At 63.7% G+C, this 17,946-nt stretch carries 20 protein-coding genes; 11 read left to right on the top strand and 9 right to left on the bottom strand.

Annotation, left to right across the window (positions count from 1 at the left end; genetic code table 11):
- Nucleotides 1-128: 128 nt before the first annotated feature.
- The gene (locus FJ988_RS01945; RefSeq protein ID WP_140815056.1) at nucleotides 129-1,121 is read right to left on the bottom strand and encodes an adenosine kinase; all 993 of its coding nucleotides are present in this window, start codon (nucleotides 1,119-1,121) and stop codon (nucleotides 129-131) included.
- 273 nt (nucleotides 1,122-1,394) lie between these two features.
- On the opposite strand from FJ988_RS01945, the gene FJ988_RS01940 reads away from it, so the two are divergent.
- Nucleotides 1,395-2,306, top strand: coding sequence for a DMT family transporter (locus tag FJ988_RS01940; RefSeq protein WP_140815055.1), 912 nt, complete (start codon nucleotides 1,395-1,397; stop codon nucleotides 2,304-2,306).
- 164 nt (nucleotides 2,307-2,470) lie between these two features.
- The gene (locus FJ988_RS01935) at nucleotides 2,471-3,166 is read left to right on the top strand and encodes a sulfate transporter family protein (protein WP_140815054.1); all 696 of its coding nucleotides are present in this window, start codon (nucleotides 2,471-2,473) and stop codon (nucleotides 3,164-3,166) included.
- 1 nt (nucleotide 3,167) lies between these two features.
- Here the strand turns inward: FJ988_RS01935 and FJ988_RS01930 are convergent, their stop codons facing one another.
- The 5 genes from FJ988_RS01930 to FJ988_RS01910 all read right to left on the bottom strand — a co-directional run bounded on the left by FJ988_RS01930 (nucleotide 3,168) and on the right by FJ988_RS01910 (nucleotide 6,944).
- Complete coding sequence (locus FJ988_RS01930; RefSeq protein WP_140815053.1) at nucleotides 3,168-3,971, bottom strand: oxaloacetate decarboxylase; 804 nt, start codon at nucleotides 3,969-3,971, stop codon at nucleotides 3,168-3,170.
- A gap of 80 nt (nucleotides 3,972-4,051) precedes the next feature.
- A complete protein-coding gene (locus FJ988_RS01925; protein ID WP_140815052.1) occupies nucleotides 4,052-4,906 on the bottom strand; it encodes a hypothetical protein in 855 nt (284 codons plus the stop codon).
- Nucleotides 4,907-5,079: 173 nt separating this feature from the next.
- Nucleotides 5,080-5,751, bottom strand: coding sequence for an HAD family phosphatase (locus FJ988_RS01920; protein WP_140815051.1), 672 nt, complete (start codon nucleotides 5,749-5,751; stop codon nucleotides 5,080-5,082).
- A gap of 151 nt (nucleotides 5,752-5,902) precedes the next feature.
- Nucleotides 5,903-6,388 (bottom strand): dUTP diphosphatase, encoded by a 486-nt coding sequence (gene dut, locus FJ988_RS01915; RefSeq protein ID WP_140815050.1) that lies wholly within the window; start codon nucleotides 6,386-6,388, stop codon nucleotides 5,903-5,905.
- 85 nt (nucleotides 6,389-6,473) lie between these two features.
- Entirely contained in the window at nucleotides 6,474-6,944 is a 471-nt protein-coding gene (locus FJ988_RS01910) for an Lrp/AsnC family transcriptional regulator (protein ID WP_140815049.1), read from the bottom strand.
- A 115-nt stretch (nucleotides 6,945-7,059) separates the two neighbouring features.
- On the opposite strand from FJ988_RS01910, the gene FJ988_RS01905 reads away from it, so the two are divergent.
- From FJ988_RS01905 to FJ988_RS01895, 3 genes are all read left to right on the top strand, one after another.
- A complete protein-coding gene (locus tag FJ988_RS01905) occupies nucleotides 7,060-7,314 on the top strand; it encodes a DUF6356 family protein (RefSeq protein ID WP_140815048.1) in 255 nt (84 codons plus the stop codon).
- A gap of 15 nt (nucleotides 7,315-7,329) precedes the next feature.
- Nucleotides 7,330-8,127 (top strand): class II glutamine amidotransferase, encoded by a 798-nt coding sequence (locus FJ988_RS01900; RefSeq protein ID WP_140815047.1) that lies wholly within the window; start codon nucleotides 7,330-7,332, stop codon nucleotides 8,125-8,127.
- A gap of 157 nt (nucleotides 8,128-8,284) precedes the next feature.
- Nucleotides 8,285-9,085 (top strand): class II glutamine amidotransferase, encoded by an 801-nt coding sequence (locus FJ988_RS01895; protein WP_140815046.1) that lies wholly within the window; start codon nucleotides 8,285-8,287, stop codon nucleotides 9,083-9,085.
- Between the two features lie 35 nt (nucleotides 9,086-9,120).
- On the opposite strand, the gene FJ988_RS01890 is transcribed toward FJ988_RS01895, so the two are convergent.
- The 3 genes from FJ988_RS01890 to FJ988_RS01880 form a co-directional block, all read right to left on the bottom strand.
- Nucleotides 9,121-10,191, bottom strand: coding sequence for an FAD-binding oxidoreductase (locus FJ988_RS01890; protein WP_140815045.1), 1,071 nt, complete (start codon nucleotides 10,189-10,191; stop codon nucleotides 9,121-9,123).
- 7 nt (nucleotides 10,192-10,198) lie between these two features.
- Nucleotides 10,199-10,465 carry a DUF6959 family protein gene (locus FJ988_RS01885; protein ID WP_140815044.1) on the bottom strand — a complete coding sequence of 89 codons (267 nt, stop codon included), beginning with the start codon at nucleotides 10,463-10,465 and terminating at the stop codon, nucleotides 10,199-10,201.
- A gap of 70 nt (nucleotides 10,466-10,535) precedes the next feature.
- Entirely contained in the window at nucleotides 10,536-12,272 is a 1,737-nt protein-coding gene (locus FJ988_RS01880; protein ID WP_246688422.1) for a winged helix-turn-helix domain-containing protein, read from the bottom strand.
- Between FJ988_RS01880 and FJ988_RS31085 the strand changes: the two genes are divergently transcribed.
- The 6 genes from FJ988_RS31085 (at nucleotide 12,228) to FJ988_RS01855 (ending at nucleotide 17,945) form a co-directional block, all read left to right on the top strand.
- Complete coding sequence (locus tag FJ988_RS31085) at nucleotides 12,228-12,368, top strand: hypothetical protein (protein ID WP_246688427.1); 141 nt, start codon at nucleotides 12,228-12,230, stop codon at nucleotides 12,366-12,368. The genes FJ988_RS01880 and FJ988_RS31085 overlap by 45 nt on opposite strands.
- A 179-nt stretch (nucleotides 12,369-12,547) precedes the next feature.
- Complete coding sequence (locus tag FJ988_RS01875) at nucleotides 12,548-12,829, top strand: DUF4242 domain-containing protein (protein WP_140815042.1); 282 nt, start codon at nucleotides 12,548-12,550, stop codon at nucleotides 12,827-12,829.
- An 87-nt stretch (nucleotides 12,830-12,916) separates the two neighbouring features.
- Complete coding sequence (locus FJ988_RS01870) at nucleotides 12,917-13,153, top strand: DUF1127 domain-containing protein (RefSeq protein WP_140815041.1); 237 nt, start codon at nucleotides 12,917-12,919, stop codon at nucleotides 13,151-13,153.
- Nucleotides 13,154-13,276: 123 nt separating this feature from the next.
- Nucleotides 13,277-14,869 (top strand): peptide chain release factor 3, encoded by a 1,593-nt coding sequence (locus FJ988_RS01865; RefSeq protein WP_140815040.1) that lies wholly within the window; start codon nucleotides 13,277-13,279, stop codon nucleotides 14,867-14,869.
- Nucleotides 14,866-16,446 (top strand): glycosyltransferase, encoded by a 1,581-nt coding sequence (locus tag FJ988_RS01860; protein ID WP_140815039.1) that lies wholly within the window; start codon nucleotides 14,866-14,868, stop codon nucleotides 16,444-16,446. The genes FJ988_RS01865 and FJ988_RS01860 overlap by 4 nt, the downstream gene beginning before the upstream one ends.
- A 29-nt stretch (nucleotides 16,447-16,475) precedes the next feature.
- On the top strand, nucleotides 16,476-17,945 hold the full coding sequence (locus tag FJ988_RS01855) for a glycosyltransferase (RefSeq protein WP_181183388.1): 1,470 nt from the start codon (nucleotides 16,476-16,478) through the stop codon (nucleotides 17,943-17,945).
- Nucleotide 17,946: the final 1 nt, after the last annotated feature.

The following is a 17,946-nucleotide window of genomic DNA, read 5'->3' as shown; positions in this document are numbered from 1 at the left end:
GGCATTCCAAAATGTCAGTCCCGGAATGCCTCAGCCTGCATGTAGGATCGCTCTGTGACAGACGCGCGACAAAGGGCCAGTTTGAGAACGTCGCAGGCAATGACGCAGCGGCACCAACTCGGCATGCGTTAAAGCAGCCCCACCTTCTGCGCCTCATGCCGCAGGTTCTGCCGTGGCCGCGGGCCGATCTGCTGGATCACCAGCCCGGCCGCCAGCGAGCCGAGATCGCCGCAGTCCTTGAGGTTGCGCCCGGTCGTGTAGCCGTAGAGGAAGCCGGCGGCGTAGAGATCGCCGGCGCCGGTCGTGTCGACCAGTTCCTTGATCGTCGTCGCCTCTATGGTGACGGTCTCGTTGCCACGCACGATCACCGAGCCTTTTTCGGAACGGGTGACGGCGGCTATTCTGCAGTCCTGGCGGATGGCGGCCAGCGCATCCTCGAAGGACGAAGTCTGGTAGAGCGACTTGATCTCATGGCTGTTGGCGAACACGATATCGACGGTGCCTGAGCGCATCAGATCGAGGAATTCGTCGCGATAGCGGTCGACGCAGAAGGAATCCGAGAGCGTCATCGACACTTCGCGCCCGGCGGCATGCGCCAGCTTCGCCGTCTGCCGGATCGCCTCCTTGGCGCGCGGCGGATCCCACAGATAACCCTCGAAATAGGTGACCTTGGCGCCGGCCGCCTTGTCGGCCTCGACGTCCTCCGGGCCGAGCTCGACACAGGCGCCGAGATAGGTGTTCATCGAGCGCTCGCCGTCCGGCGTGACGAAGATCATCGAGCGCGCTGTCGGCGGCTGCCCGGTGAGCGGCTTGGTGTCGAAGGCGACGCCCTGGGCTTGGATGTCGTGCGTGTAGATTTCGCCCAGCGCATCGTTCGACACCTTGCCGAAGAAGGCGGCGCGCCCGCCGAGGCTGGCGACGCCCGCCGCCGTGTTGCCGGCGCTGCCGCCGGAAGCCTCGATCGCCGGCCCCATGCGGCTGTAGAGCAGTTCGGCGCGCTGGGTGTCGATGAGATTCATCGCGCCCTTGATGATGCCGTTGGTTTGAAGGAACGCCTCGTCGCATTGCGCGATGATGTCGACAATGGCATTGCCGATGCAAAGCACGTCATATTCCGGCATCAATGTCTCCGCCAAGAAACCACCCCGGCTTTCTGCCATGCCGGCCGGGCGCGGGTCTAGCGGGTCGCAACCGCTTTGCCTACCCGGAAAATCGGCGGTGTTTGCCGCCTGGCCGACCTGATGCGCGATTGTTCGCCGGCTGCGGCAGCATTCGCATCCAACTGGCCCATCTCAATTGAAGTGCCGACGGCTATCTTTCCACCACGATCGAAACATTTGCGCCTCGCCCAGCGCTAGAAGCGGATCGTTCCAGGCTGAAGGCGCCAACCATCAATGTCCGAGAAGACCGAACTCACCACCGAACTGGCGCTGCTCGGCTTCCTGGCTCTGCTTTGGGGCGCCTCCTACACCTTCATCAAGATCGGCGTCGAAACGATCCCGCCGATCAGCTTCATCGCCGGCCGCACCCTGATCGCCGGCGGCATCCTTCTGGCCATCATCCGCTGGCGCGGCCTCGCCATGCCGCGCGACGCGCTGAACTGGCGCCGCTTCATGTTCCAGGCCTGCCTGAACAGCGTCATCCCGTTCACGCTGATCGCCGCCGCTGAGCGCTCCATCGATGCCGGCCTCACTACCATCCTCAACGCGACATCGCCGATCTTCACCTTCCTGCTGACGGCGCTGATCACCCGCCATGAGCCGGTCACGTCGCGCAAGCTGGTCGGCGTCGGCGCCGGCATCGCCGGCATATGCCTGATCGTCGGCACCGAGGCGCTGGGCGGCATCGGCCATCAATTATGGGCGCAGCTTGCTGTCGTCGCCGCCACGATCTGCTATGCGGGCGCTGCCATATTCGGCCGCAACTTCAAGGGACTGGACCCGATGGTGCCTGCGGCCGGTTCGATGATCTGCGGCGCCGCGATCCTGATTCCGCTCAGCCTGATCTTCGAGAGGCCGTGGACATTGGCGTCGTCGGGCGCCTCGATCCTGGCATTGCTCGGCCTGTCGATCTTTTCCACCGCGCTCGCCTTCTCGATCTTCTTTCGCCTGATCCACACGCTGGGCTCGGTCGGCACCACTTCGCAAGCCTATCTGCGCGTGCCGATCGGCGTCGGCATCGGCGCGCTCTTTCTCGGCGAAAGTCTGGGCCCGGCCGCATGGCTCGGCATGGCGTTTGTCGTTGCCGGCGTTGCGGCCATGACCATTCCGGCGCGGCAGACCAGAGCAATTCCAGGAAAAATGTGAAGCGGTTTTTCGTCCGGAATTGCGCCAAAAAGGGATAGAGCGGTTCACCGTTCCTTGAATACGGGGAAACGCTCTGAACTGGCGCAATAGGCGCAACAGTTGCGCTAGCCTTCGGCTCCGCCTATCTCGGAAAGGTTGTTTCTCGATGAGGGCTTGGACCTGCCGTGATCCTCGACGCCGCCCGCGCCGCCGCCAGTCAGCTGTTCTCGCCCGAATTCCGTGCCGTCTTCCTGAAGACGCTGGGGCTCACGCTGCTGGCCCTGCTGGGGCTTTGGGTCGGTCTCCAGAGCCTGCTCGAATGGCTGGCCTGGCCGTGGCTCGAGACATTTTTGCCCGGGCTGCCGTCCTGGGCCGGCTGGCTCAGCGCCATCGTCGCCGGTATCGTTCTGGCGGTGGGGATGGCGCTGCTCGTCGCGCCGGTGACGGCGATCATCGCCGGCCTGTTCCTCGACGACGTTGCCGCGGTGGTCGAGCGCACCGATTACCCCGGCGATCCGCCCGGAAGCCCGGTGCCGGCGTTGCGCTCGCTGGTGCTGGCGGTCAAGTTCTTCGGTGTGGTCATTGTCGGTAACATCGTCGCTTTGCTCTTGCTTCTGGTGCCGGGCATCAACATTGCCGCCTTCTTCATCGTCAACGGCTACCTGCTCGGGCGCGAGTTCTTCGAATTCGCCGCCATGCGCTTCCGCCCGGAGGCGGAGGCAAAGGCGCTGCGCCGCAGATATGCCGGCACCGTGTTCCTGGCCGGGCTTGTGATCTCCGTCGTGCTCGCCGTGCCGTTGCTCAATCTTCTGACGCCGCTCTTCGCGGCCGCCATGATGGTGCACCTGTACAAGGCGGTGTCGGCACGGGAACCGGGTTAGCCTACTCGTTGCCTTCCCCGAACAGCGCCTGCAGCTTGCCGAACGGCATGGCGGCGCGGGTGAAGCCGAACGTGCCGTCCTGCTGGATCTCGCGCGCCGCCGTCTCCATCATGCCGAAGGCGAAATTGGTCAGCCACGGCCCGAGCGAGATGCGCTTGACGCCGGCCATGGCAAGGTCGGCGACGGTGAAGCCCGGCCGCGCCATCACATTGACCGGCTTCGACACCGACGCGCAGATCGTACGCACCATCTCGACGTCGCCGATGCCCGGCGCGTAGAGCACGTCGGCGCCAGCCTTCTCGAAGGCCTGCAGCCGCTTGATCGTGTCGTCGAGATCGTTCCTGCCCCACAGGAAATTCTCGGCCCGCGCGGTGAAGACGAAATCATGCTTGAGCGCGCGCGACGCCTCTACAGCCGCGGCGACGCGTTCGACCGCGTGCGAGAAGTCGTAGATCGGGTTGTCCGCGTCGCCCGAATGATCCTCGATCGAGCAGCCGGCAAGCCCCGCGGCTTCCGCCGCGAAAATGGTTTCGGCCGCCTGCTCCGGGCTATCGCCCTTGCCGCGCTCGAGATCGGCCGAAACCGGCAGGTCGGTCGCGGCGGTCACCTCGCGGCAATGGTGGATCATCGCCTCGAAACTCACGCCGCCGTCCGGCAGGCCGCGCGAGAAGGCAAAGCCGGCGCTGGTCGTCGCCAGCGCCTTGAAGCCGAAGGAGGAGAGAAGCTTGGTCGTGCCGATATCCCACGGGTTCGGCATGACGAAAGTGGAGGCATGCAGGTCGCGAAAAATCTTGCCCTTGTCCATGGCGGATCCTCGATCATGAGCGGCGGTCGTGAAGGGAATTTACCGCGACCATTCCGGCCGGGCAAACGAATGCGGACGGTTCAGAAGCGTTTCTCGTTCTCTGCTGACAAACGCTTGAGGGCGTCCGAATTCGCCACATAGCGCGACGCCTTCTTGTCCCAGCGGTAGGTGGTGGAGATGTGCTCCGCCGACGCCTTGGGCGGAGCTTCGTCGCAGCTTTCACCGCTCGGTATCGTGGCGTCTGTCACCGTCACCTTGATGGCTGCATGCGGCTGGCCGTCGGCGATGGTCTTGAAGGCGATGTCCTGCTTGCGGCTGTAGGTGCAAAGCCTCTCATCGAAGGTGTAGATCATGTCGATCAGTTCGAATTTGTCGTTGCGCACCATGATCAGCGGCGTGATCACATAGCCCTGACTCGAATTGAAATGCGTGCTCATGGTGATGAGGATGTCGTCGCCGGCACCGATCGACAGCTTGTTCGGGTCGCGGAAATAGGTGCTGCGGTCGACGGCGACATTGACCGCGTCGAGCAGCGCCGGCTTGCCGGTCAGATCGTAAAGCGCCAGCACCGCATAGCCCTCGGCGCTGTCGGGCGAGTCGCCGAGATCGAACAGCATGGTCAGCCGGTCCTTGCCGGCGGCCTTGATCGGAAGCACGGCGGCGTTGGGCAGGCTCGACGTCTCGGGCGGGGAGCCGCCGCCGTCCGGGCCTTCGATGTGGCGCATCTCGATCGGCAAACCGCCGTGGTAGAAGCCATCGGCATTCGAGGCCAGATCGGGGATGACCATCCTGGCGAGGTCGAGGTAGGTGACGTCCTTATGGCCCGGGATGGCGCTGGCGAAATCCGGAAAGCTGACATTCTCCGCGCTCGCCGGGCCCCAGAGCCATGGCAGAAACACGAGAGCAAGGACGAGGCGAAGCAGGGTGGATGTCATCGATGGGAGCCGCCGGCTGTCTGGCGGCTGCACGCTAGAGCAATTCCAGGAAAAGTGTGAGCGGTTTTCCGTCCGGAATTGCGTAAAAACAAAGAGATAGAGTGGTTCGCCGTTTCCATGAAACGGTGAAACGCTTTAGCACGGGAGATTTCCCCGCACAGCAGCTTTCCCGATCAAGGAATCGGCACAAGCCCAGCCAGTTCGCGCATGTCGTCGAACAGGATGCCGCCGGCCGCCGCCAGGCCATGGCGATCCGAAAGCGGATCGGCGTGGTACGAGAAGACGCGCATGCCGGCGGCGATGCCGGCCTCGGTACCCGCCACGCTGTCCTCGATGACGATGGAGTCGGCCGGTGCGAAGCCCATCGTCTTCGCGGCGTGCAGGAAAAGGTCCGGGAATGGCTTGCCACGCGTAACCATGGTGGCGGAGAACATCGCCTGCTCGAACAGCGGCAAAAACCCGGTTTGCCCGAGCGTGATGTGCATCTTCGACACACGCGCCGAGGAAGCGACGCAATAGGCGATGCCGGCCGCGCGCACCTTCTCGATGAAGTCGCGCACATAAGGGATCGCCTCGACGCCATGCGAGAACAGGTCAGGCAGGCCGGCATTCCAGCGGTCGACGAAATCGGCGCCGAGCCGCACCTCGGTCGACGCTTCGATCTCCTTCTGCACCGAAGCCATGCTGCGGCCTGAAAAATGCTTGCGGCAATATTCGAAGGTGGTTTGAAAACCGGCCGCAGTCAGCCATTCGGCGAGGCGCCTGTTGGCAAGGTTCTCGGTATCGACCAGGACCCCGTCGCAGTCGAAAATGACCAGCTTTGGGAGGGGGCGTGTTTTAGTCATATTGAAGCAATTCTGTCGGACGGAATTCGGGTCAAGGTCGAGCCCTTCGGCGCAGGTCGTGCTGGTAGCACGGCCAAGTCCGAAGGGCGAAGGATTTGGCTCGAATTCACCCGGCAGAATGGTTCAATATGACCAAAACACGGCCCAAGCATTACGCCGTGCCGGTCGACCCGAAACCGCCGGCGCCGCGCGTCGTGCCGCCGGCGAGCGCGCGTTCCTCGCCGGCAACTTGCGTCACCGACGCGAACACGATTTGGGCGATGCGCATGCCGCGCGTCACGGCGAAATCCTCGTCGCCGAGATTGACCAGCAGCACCTTCACCTCGCCGCGATAGTCGCTGTCGACGGTGCCGGGCGAGTTGAGCACGGTCAGCCCATGCTTGAAGGCTAGGCCCGAACGCGGCCGCACCTGGCCTTCCATGCCCTCGGGGATTTCCAGGATCAGCCCGGTCGGCACCAGCATGCGTTTGCCGGGGAGGATCAGCAGCGGCCGGTCTTCCGGCACCGCGGCCCGCAGGTCCATGCCGGCGGCGCCGGCGCTCTCGTAAGCCGGCAGCGGCAGGCCTTCACCATGCGGAAGCCTGACGAAACCGACGGTGGGGCCGATGACGGATGAAGGATAGACAGCGGTGCGCATGAGCCCATTCCTATCGGCGCGAGTGCCGATTCGGTCAACCCGCAGCCAAGCCTATCAACGGCTTTCTTTCGCGTCCGGTTCCGTCTTATCGGAGCTCGACCGGCACCACCGTCGTCTCCTTGATCTCCTCCATGACGAAAGAGGCCGAGACATCCGATAGCGCCACCTTGGCGATCAATCGCTGATAGAGCCGGTCATAGGCCTTCACGTCGGCGACCCGGGCCCTCAGCACATAGTCGAGGTCGCCCGACATGCGGTAGACGCCGGTGATCTCGGCAAAGCCGGTCACCGCCGCGCGGAATTTCTGCAGCCAGTCCGGGTCGTGGTTGGACGTGCGGATCAGGATGAAGACGGAAAGCCCGAGTCCAAGCTTGTCGGCGTCGACCAGCGCCACGCGGCCGGTGATGACGCCGTCTTCCTCCAGACGCTTGACGCGGCGCCAGCAGGCGTTGCGCGACAGGCCCACCCGCTCCGACAGCTGGTCGACCGAAAGCGTGCCGTCGCGCTGCAGTTCGGCCAGCAATCTTCGATCGATTTCATCGATATCAAGCGCCATATTGGGATGAATGTCCCACCAAAGAGCAAAATGCAAGGATAATTTGGGACCGATGAACCGAAGCGATGTGGCACGATACACAATATCGGGGCTTATCCCGGCTGGAGGGATCACCATGACGACCAGGCTGACCGCGCTTTTCACCTCGCACCCGGAGAAGGTCGGCGAGACCTATTTCGGTCATATGGCCTTCGCCGCCTGGTTCTGCTCGCGCCTGTCGATGGCCGCGGGCGCCGCGCTCGTTCACGCTTTCTTGCCATTTGTCTTCGAGACTACGGCAAGCCGAATCGTCCGCGAGCTCTATGAGCGGACGCACAACAGAGGCTCGCATGCGGTCAAGGAGCCGGTGGCTCTGATGGATCGCGCGTAACGACGGAAGAAGCGAATGTGCCGGTGGGCGGCCTATCTTGGTGAAGCGGTCTTCCTTGAAGACATCATCACCGCGCCCTGCCACTCGCTGATTGCCCAGAGCCATTGCGCCCAGGAAGCCAAGTCGCCGACCAATGGCGACGGCTTCGGCCTCGCCTGGTATGGCGACAGGCCGGAGCCCGGCCTCTACCGCGATATCCTGCCGGCCTGGTCGGACCCTAATCTGAAAAGTCTCTGCCGGCAGATCAGGTCCGGCCTGTTCCTCGCCCATGTGCGCGCCTCGACCGGCGGCGCCACCAGCCGCATGAACTGCCATCCTTTCATCTCCGGCCGTTGGTCGTTCATGCACAACGGCCAGATAGGCGGCTTCGAAAAGATCCGCCGCGCGCTGGAAAACTCGCTCTGCGACGCCGTTTTCGACCAGCGTGAGGGCACCACCGATTCCGAGCTTTTCTTTCTCCTCATGATCGACGAAGGGCTTTGCGACGACCCGCAAGGCGCCGTCTCGCGCGCCACCGCCCGCGTCGTCGAGGCCTCCCGCCGCGCCGGCATCGAGCCGGCTTTGAAACTGACGGCCGCCTTTTCGGACGGACAGGCGCTCTACGCCGTGCGCTACGCCACCGACGACCATGCGCCGACGCTCTACACCTCCGTGTTTCGCAATGGCGGCCGCTGCATCGTCTCCGAGCCGTTCGACCGCGAAGGCGGCGAGTGGCAGGCAATCCCTCCCGCCAGCTTTGTGACCATGACGAGGGACGCAATCGCGATCCGCCCGTTTGCCCCCGCGGCAAACAAGCTCGCTTTGGTCGGCTGAAGCGAAATCCCGAGCTGCCATGTTCGGCTAAGATCAGCAAAACGTAAGCGCGGCGTAAGGACGCCAAAGCGCGCCCCTGTCATCTGTAGCGCCCGACGAGCCGCGAATGGAGATCATTTCGCGCGCTCAAAACGCTTCAACAGAGGATGACAGGACAATGTGCAGGTGGGCTGCCTATCTTGGCGACGCGATCTTCCTGGAAGACGTCATCGCCGCACCCTCCCATTCGCTGATCGTGCAGAGCCGCGAGGCGCGTGAGGCGAGATCCGCGACCAATGCCGACGGCTTCGGGGTTGCGTGGTATGGCGACCGGCCGGAACCCGGTCTTTATCGCGACATTCTGCCGGCCTGGTCGGATGCCAATCTCAGCAGCCTTGGCCGGCAGATAAAATCCGGTCTGTTCCTGGCACATGTGCGCGCCTCGACCGGCGGCTCCACCAGCCGCATGAACTGCCATCCCTTCGTCTCGGGTCGTTGGTCGTTCATGCATAACGGTCAGATCGGCGGCTTTGAAAGGATCCGCCGTTCGCTCGAGAACGCACTCTCCGATCCGTTGTTCGACCAGCTCGCGGGGACCACGGATTCCGAACTCTTTTTCCTGCTCATGGTCGACGAAGGGCTGGCGCGGGATCCGCAAGGCGCGGTGTCGCGCGCGACCCATCGTGTGATCGAGGCTTCGCGCCGCGCCGGCATCGAGCCGTCCCTGAAACTGACCGCCGCCTTCAGCGACGGAAAGGCGCTCCATGCCGTTCGTTACGCCACCGACGATCATGCCCCGACGCTCTATACCGCCGCCTTCGCCAAGGGCGTCGGCCGCTGCATCGTCTCCGAACCGTTCGATCGCGATGGCCGCGCCTGGCACGCTATCCCGCCGTCCAGTTTCGTGACCATGACCAGGGACAGCATGAGCATCCGGCCCTTCGCGCCTGCGGCAGCCGAACTGGCGCTGGCAAGCTGAGGACACTTCACCGGCAGTATCCGCCGTCGATGGCGCTACTGAGCGAACCGTTCCAGCCCGTATGGCGCGAGCAGCACATTGCGTTCGCCTTGCAGGATTTCCCGGGTGGCGAACAGGCCGACCGCTGCGGCAAGCGTGATGCCGGAATGCATGACGGCGATGTAAAGACCGCCGAGATCCCTGGGCCGGCCGATGACCGGAAAACCGTCGATCGGCGTCGGGCGGTAGCCGATGGTGTGAAAATCGAGCTCCAGCCCCTCGGCACCGCGCAAGGCCGCCTTCGCCGCCGCGAACACGTCGCGCGCCGTCGCGTCCGGGTTCTCACCTGGATCGCCGCCGGCGAAATCGGAACCGGCGATGATGCGGCCCTCTTCCGTCTGGCGCAGATGCAGCTCGCCATGCACCAGCCCGTTGAGCAGCTTTTTGTATGGCCGCGAATGCACGATGAGGCCCGGCGGCGTCTCCATCGGCAGCACAATACCGGCGGTGGCGACGATGGCCGGGGCGCCTGTACCCGCCGCGACGACGATTTCGTCGGCGCCGATGGTTTCGCCCGAAACGACCACGCCTGTGACCTTGCCGTCGCCGAAGGTCAGCCTCTCGACCGTCCCGGTCGCCACCCGCGCGCCGAGCCGTTCGGCATCGGCCAGCAGCGCCTTGGCGGTCGCCACCGGCTCGGCGACGCCTTCTTCCGCTACATGGACGGCGAAGGCGGGCGGCGCGACGAGATTGGGCTCGATTTCCGCCGCCCGCCTGGCGTCGACCCGTTCGATGCCGTAGCCCCATGACGAATGCTCGGCTGCGAAGGCTTCGAGCCTGTCCGGCGGCAGGTCGAAGCACAGCCCGCCGCACCAGGCGACCGGCAGCCCGGGCAGCTCGCCTGCCAAGCGCTTCCATTCGGCCATGGCGCGCATGCGCAGCCGGAAATAGATCTCCGGGTTGCCCCAGCTGGCGTTGATCCAGGCGAAGGAATTGGGCGTGGCGACGCCGCCGGCGCCGCTTTCCGAGACGACCGTCACCCGCGCCCCGGCCTTCGCCAGGTGCCAGGCGATCGAGGCGCCGATAATGCCGGCGCCGATGACGATGACTTGCTTTGGACTGCTCATGTCTTGCCTAATGACTGAAAGGTAGGGGGAGATCGTGCTCGGTCAGCACGACCTTGTAGTGATTGAGATAAGCCCACAAACTGTTTCGCAATTCGTTGGCCTCTTCAAAACCTGGATGTCCTCGTCCGATCGCCGCGCAGGCGTCATCCGCTTTCCGGCAAAGGATGTAGAGCGAGTCGCCCTGAATGAGGACTCCAGGGAAACGACGACCCGGATGCCGCATGATGGCCGCGTTGGTCTGGTCCGAATATATTTCTACCGACTCGCTATGCACTTATTCGTCCCCTGTCTAATTACACGCCGTCACCTGATCATGGCACAGGCTCGACAATGGGGAGAAGCGGCTACGCGCTGCCCAACGCTGCCCTCCGCGCGCCGCCAAGTAGGGCCGTCAGCTCTTCGCAGCGCCGCATGAGCCGTGACGAGTCGACCTTTCTCGCACAAGCCAGGGCGCTGCCAAGCTCGAGTTCCGCGCCGGTTCGATCGCCGAGCTGGATGAGAAGCGCCGCGAGCGAAAGCCTGGCGTCCGCGCAACTGGTCGGCGAGCCGATGTCGGCCCAGTGCGAGCATGCGATCTGCAGCTCCAGCACCGCTTCGGTGAAGCGATTTTCCCGCATAAACAGTTCCGCCTTGGCCTCGGCGGCCAGCGCCCGGATCGAGGCCATCGGCCAGCGCTGCGGATCGCTTTCCAGTTCGGCAATCACCTGCTTCGCGCGCTCCAGCCGGTCGGTCCGCGCCGCCACCTTGGCGAGCGTGGCAAGCACCATGCCGCGCCGCTGCAGGGTTGGCCAGCGGCTCCCAACCAGGGACCGCTCGAGCGCGCTGAAAGCGGCCTCTGCCTGCCCCTGCTCGAGCTGCAGCAGCGCAAGGCCAGGCTGTGGGTCCCAGCCCGCGGCGTGGGACGCGCGATAGGCTGTTTCCGCCTCAGCGAAATCGCCGGCGGCAAGGTGAATGTCACCCAGGACGCGCAGCGCATCGCCCGTGGCCCAAGGCGCGTCGAGCGCAAGTTGGTCGAGCGCCGCACGCACCAGCGTCTCCGCTTCTTTCAGCGTGCCATGAACGCCGAGCACCTCGGCCCGATGCAGCCGGCACGAGCCTGTGAGTTCCTCCAGCCCGTGTCCTCTGCACCAGCCCTCATAGCTGAGGGTCCATTGGTTGGCTCTCGTCCAGTCGCCGAAATTTCGGCAGGCCCAGAGAATGTTGCAATAGAGAATTCCGCCGACGATCGGGTCGACATCGCTGGAGAGCCCAAGCGCCGCAGCAAAATCCTGGTCTTCCTGCCCGGATTTTGTTTCCCCAAGGCAAAGCTTGAAGAAGCCGCGATAGATGAGGCCGAGCGACTCGACAACCGGGTCTTCGAGGTTCTTGCCGACCTCGAAAGCTTGCTCGGCAAGGGCAAGCGCACGCTCCGGCTCGGCATCCGCGCCCATGATGCGCGCGCCCATCCAGCACCAGAGGCCATGCTCCCTGCTCTCGGTTGCTTTGTCGATCAGCTGCGCGGCGCGCTTGTGCCAACCCTTGGCCGCGGCAAGCTCTCCTCTTTCCAGATGGATCATGGCAAGGGTGATTGCCGGGGAAGCCGCGCGCAGGCGTTCGCCGGCGACGCCGTATTCCGTCACTGCGCGCGTCAGGAGCGGGATTGCTTCTGACGGCCGCCCCATGCATTCCAGCGCCAGTGCCCATTCTTCGAGATCGGCCGTCAGCAACTCGTTGGTGGCGTCTGCTTCGGCGAAGGAGGCCGCGGCCTCACGCCATTTTCGGGCTGCAACGGCCGCGCGTGCCAATAGGATTGGCGAGCCGGGGCTCGAAGACTTGCTCACCTCGCCGGGCGGAGCGGCCTTGTTTTCCGAGACTGCCGGCTGATCGAGGCAAATCCGGTAGCCGAACCGCGGCAGGTTACGCAGCGCCGTCTCCAGGCCGCCCCGGCGAAGGACGCTGCGGGCAAGGCTCGCGACCCGCTGCAAGGAGGCCTCGGTCACCGTCACGTCCGGCCACAGCGTTTCGAACAATTCGTCCTTGCTCAGGGCGCGGTCCTGGTGCCGCAGCAGAACGGCGAGAAAATCGAAGACCAGGGGCTGCACCTCGATCTCCCTTCCGGCGAGACGAAGCGCGCGGGTATCCTCGCTAAGTTCGAAGTTGCCGAAGCAATAGAGTCCCATCGGCTGCAATTCCTGTAACGACAATCGGGCAAAAGATCAGAACAAGATAAGGTCGGCGTAAGGACTGTCGGCCGCCTCTTCCGTAATTCTCCACCTGCCTGGCGAGCCAAGCTGCAGTTTAGCTCAGCGGCACCGGGCATGTCACCGGCACCGATCTGGTGCCGGGGCATTGAACCCCAGGTCAAGGAGATTGCGACATGCATAAGTACATCATCGAAAGGGAAATTCCTAAGGTCGGCACCTTCGAGCGCGAGCAGCTTCGCGATGCGTCCAAGGCCTCGAACGCCGTCCTGGCCGAGCTCGGCCCCGACATCCAGTGGGTCGAATCCTTTGTTACGGACGACAAGACCTTCTGCGTCTACCTCGCCAAGGACGAAGCGATCATCCAGCGCCACGCCAAGATGAGCGGCTTCCCGGCGACCAAGGTCACCGAGGTCAAGCGCCTGTTCGATCCGACGACGGCCTACGCCGCCGCCTGACCGGGCGCAGACCTTCAAGAAACCGCTTGGGAGGGCCACTCAACGGCTCTCCCGATATCATCGTTCAAACCAATGGGAGATATGACCATGACCATCCTCGAACAGGAACTTGTCGCCGATCGGTCGGCGCTTGGGCGCTTCTTCGCCGTGGCCATCGAAATCTGCCGCCACGGCATAGGCAGCATCGCGCGAATCCTCCGCATTCGCAGGGACCGGGCCAGGCTGGACGAATTCCCGGACCATCTGTTGCGCGACATCGGCATCGGGCGCGGCGAGATACGGTCGATCACCAGGTTCGGCCGCGGCGGGCACGGCGACGCCTGAATGTCGGCAGGCGCCTGGTCATTGGCGGCGACCATGCCTGCCGGCCGAGCCGATCTGCCCGAAACTGTCGACATGCCGGGTAAGCGCTGCTAGAAGCCCGCGCCACAGACAGGATTCCGGAAATTGGCAGAAGACATCGAACAGGCGGTATCGCGCCGCCGCACCTTCGCGATCATCGCCCACCCCGACGCCGGCAAGACGACGCTGACCGAAAAGCTTCTGCTGTTCGGCGGCGCCATCCAGCTTGCCGGCGAGGTCAAGGCCAAGAAGGACCGTATCCAGACGCGCTCCGACTGGATGAAGATCGAGCGCGAGCGCGGCATCTCGGTCGTCACCTCGGTGATGACCTTCGAATATGAAGGCAATGTCTTCAACCTGCTCGACACGCCTGGACACGAAGATTTCGCCGACGACACCTACCGCACATTGTCGGCGGTGGATTCGGCCGTCATGGTCATCGACGCCGCCAAGGGCATCGAGCCGCGCACGCTGAAGCTGTTCGAGGTCTGCCGTCTGCGCGACATCCCGATCATCACCTTCGTCAACAAGATGGACCGCGAGAGCCGCGATCCGTTTGAAATCCTCGACGAGATCGAACAGAAGCTGGCGCTGGACACCGCGCCCATCACCTGGCCGATCGGCCGCGGCAGGACTTTTTCCGGCACCTACCATCTGGCGCTCAACGCGGTGCGCAGGGGCGACGAGGAACAGGAACGCACGCCGGTCAACGGCCCCGATTCCAACCGCGTTGCCGGGCTTTTGCCGGCCAATGAGCGCGAAGCCTTCATCGAGGAACTGGAACTCGCGCGGGAAGCTTGCCGCCCTCTCGATGTCGACGCTTTCCGAGAGGGCCATCTGACACCGGTCTATTTCGGCTCGGCGCTGCGCAATTTCGGCGTGCGCGACCTGATCGAGGCTTTGGGCGCCTACGGCCCGCCGCCGCGCGCGCAGGAGGCCGACACCCGCACGGTGGAAGCGACGGAGGAGAAGATGACCTCCTTCGTCTTCAAGATCCAGGCCAACATGGACCCCAACCATCGCGATCGCATCGCCTTCGTGCGCGTCTGCTCGGGCACGCTGGAGCGCGGCATGAAGGCCAAGCTGGTGCGCACCGGCAAGCCGATGTCGCTCTCGGCGCCGCAATTCTTCTTCGCACGCACTCGCGTCACCGCCGACGAAGCCTATGCCGGCGATGTCGTCGGCATTCCCAACCACGGCACGCTGCGCATCGGCGACACGCTGACCGAGGGCGAGGAGATTCTTTTCAGGGGCGTGCCGAATTTCGCGCCGGAAATCCTGCGCCGCGTCCGCTTGGGCGACGCGATGAAGGCCAAGAAACTGAAGGAAGCCCTGCACCAGATGGCCGAGGAAGGCGTCGTGCAGCTGTTCTCGCCCGAGGACGGCTCGCCGGCCATCGTCGGCGTCGTCGGCGCGCTGCAGCTCGACGTGCTGAAGGAGCGGCTGAACTTCGAGTACACGCTTCCGGTGGATTTCGAGATGTCGCGCTTTTCGGTCTGCCGCTGGATATCGGCAGACGACAAGGCGGAAGTGCAGCGCTTCATCGAGGCGCATCGCGGCGACATCGCCCGCGACCTCGACAACGACCCGGTGTTCCTCGCGCAACACGCCTTCTCGCTCAACTACGAAGCCGAGCGCTGGAAGGCGATCCGCTTCGCCACCGTCAAGGACTACCAGGTCCGCGACAAGGCAGCATGAGCGACAGCCCGCAAGAGAGTGTCGATCTCGCGGGCTATGAGAAATGGCGCCAGGAGAGGCTTGCCGAAAGAATGCAGACGCCGCAGGCCATTGGCTTGTGGAATCACCTTATCACCGTGGTCGTCGTCGATACGCGAGAGGCCGGCGCGCAGGCGCTCACAGAAACGCTCGCGTCGCTCAACGCTCAGAACTATCGCAATATCGAGATCATCGTCACAGGGGCCGATGCCGCCCAATTGCCGGATGCTGACGACTTCCTCGGCCTCCGGGGCCTGTTCTTAGAACCGGCGCTCGAGGCTCTGACGGTTCTGTCGGAGGCCGGCGCGGACCATCTCTGGCGCGGCAGCCATGTGGTTTTCGCTTCCGCCGGGACAACCTTCGATCCGGATGCGTTCGCCTTGCTCAATGGCCAGCTCTCGGCGATCGAGCAGCCTGACCTGATCGTTTGCGATCATGACCGCCGCGTCGGCCCAGACGGCATGGGCGTACCTTGTTTCCTGCCAGGGTGGGACCCAGATCTGATCGAGCAAATGGACTATATCGCAACAGCCTTCATGGCTTCGCGGCAACTTGTTCTGCGTCGGCGACCGGCGGGGCCGCTAGCTTCGCTCCATGATTGGCTGTGCGCGTTGGCGAACGACTCTCTGACGGTCGCCCACCTGACCGAGCCGATCATGCATCTGCTGGCACCAATGCCAGAGCCTTCGGCGGCTGGCGGCACGGCCTTGCCACTGACAGCCTCAGTTGCAGTCATCATCCCAAATCGCGATCAGCCCGAGCTTTTGCGGCGGTGTGTGCGCTTTCTGGATTTTTTCCAGGGACCGGACCCAGAAGTGGTGATCGTGGATCACGACAGCACGCATGCGGAGACCTTGGCGACCTACGCCGATCTTCAGAAGAAGCATCGCGCCCGTCTGGTGAAAGTGAAAGGCCCCTTCAACTTCGCTCGCATGGTCAATCTGGGCGTGGCGGCGACCACGGCAGATGTTGTCATTTTGATCAACAATGATGTTGAGATCACGCGACCCGGAGAGGTCGAAAAGATGGTTGCAAACGCCGTGCGGCCCGAGGTTGGCGTCGTCGGCGCGCGCCTGCTGTATCCGGACGGAACGGTGCAACATGCCGGAATGGCTCTCACTTGGCCCGCCGAAGGTACTGCCCAGCACGCCTGGCGTGGCGCTGGCGGAGATTCCAAGGGTTATCTTCACGCCTTGATCACGCGACGCAACGTCCAAGTCGTCACCGGCGCGCTGATGGCCACGCGCCGGGATGTCTTCGATGCGGCCGAAGGTTTCGATGAGATCAGTCTGCCGATCGAGCAGAACGATGTCGACTATTGCCTCCGCGTTCGTTCTATGGGCCTGCGGGTCATAGTCGTGCCGACCGACGGAATTATTCATCGTGAATCGTCCACCAGAGGCTTGGAGACAACGCCCGAGATCTTGGCAACCCGCCGCGCGGATGCGCGCTTTATGCAGGCACGTTGGGGCAAGCAACGCGATCTATTTTGCAATCCGCATATCGAGACGACAGACGCTCAAAGCGTTCTTTTTCCATGGAGCCAGCCCAAGCGGTGACGACCGAACGTGATATGAGCCCATCGCCCATGCGCCATCTTCTCGGCGTTGAGGAGTGGTCGCGTCGGTTGAAGAGCGGGTTTCGCCGGTGGAGGCTTCGCGATCTCCAGATTTTTGCTGAAACAGCAGGATTGTTCGATGCAGCATGGTACCGGGAGATCCTGGCCGATGAATTGATGCCGGGCAGCGACCCTTTTGTCCACTACATGCGCCGCGGCTGGCGGGTTCAAATACCGCCGGCTGAACGCATCGAAATCGAGTCAGTCGCGGCAAGGTATCCGGGCTTTCGGCTGGGCGTGGACAATCCGATACGCTTTTTGTTTGTCAGACGGAGCGCAAGCTCGCTCTCTGCAGAAAGCCGCGCCTCGCCTGCCATGCGCGTGGAGGCGCGCCTGCCGAGAACGCTTGCTGATGGGTTATGCGTAACTGGCTACCTGCGCTCCGAGATCGGCTTGGGGCAGGCAGCACGCAATCTCGTGCGCGCCTGCGATGCGGTGCGCCTTCCCGTGTCATGCCGCGCGTTGAGGCTCCCTGGATTGGAAAACGAGAGGGAATTTGAAAGCAAATGCGTTCCAGTCGCTGACCGCAAGGCCAATCTGATTGTCGGCGGTCTGCCGAGCGTTGAAATATTTCTGCGTGAAGCCGCCCCCGGCAGGTTGAATATTTTCTACCCTTTCTGGGAGGTCGACACTATTCGACCCGAATGGAACCGCGACATCCGCGCATTCGACGAGATCTGGGCGCCATCGCGTTTTGTCGCTTCGCTCTTTCGCGACCTTGCTGGGGTCACGGTTCGTTTCGTGCCTCAGCCGGTGCGTCTGCGGGCACAGGTGCCGCAATCGCGCCCCGACCGCTCCACATTGCGTTTCTTTACATTCCTGGACTATGCCTCCTACGCCGCGCGCAAGAACCCTGAAGCGGCGGTCAACGCTTTCCGCGCTGCTTTCCCGCCTGCCCGGAGAGATGTCGAACTTGTCGTCAAGACGCGTGGAGAACGCGACAGCGGCCGACGACGCTGGCTGATGGAGGCAGCCTCGCAAGACGACAGAATTCGCGTGATGGACCAGACCGTTGATCGCATGGGGATGGATGCGCTGATGCGGGATTGCGATGCCTTCATATCCCTGCATCGGTCAGAAGGGTTCGGCTTTGGCCCCGCCGAGGCGCTCGCCGCCGGCAAGGCCGTGGTGGCAACCGACTATGGCGGCACGACTGATTTCATCAGCGAGGCGACCGGATATCCGGTCGCCTATGAAATGGTGCCGGTTGGACCCGAAGAGTATCCCGGGGCCGAAGGGCACGTCTGGGCATCACCCAGCCACGAAGCCGCGGTCGCTGCCTTGCGCGCCATCGACGCCGATTTCAGCGGAGCTGAGGCGCGGGCGCGATGCGGGTTTGAGCGCCTTCGAAGCAGTCATTCGCCCGTCGTGGTCGGCAGTCTGATCGCCGATATTCTGGCCGGACACGGATTGGTCCGGCCATGGCCATTCAGCCACTGAA

Origin of the sequence: Mesorhizobium sp. CU3, from assembly GCF_006442965.1 — a bacterium.
Lineage (GTDB): Bacteria > Pseudomonadota > Alphaproteobacteria > Rhizobiales > Rhizobiaceae > Mesorhizobium.
The sequence above is the reverse complement of the archived record's forward strand: the minus strand, read 5'-3'. Positions and strand labels throughout refer to the sequence as shown.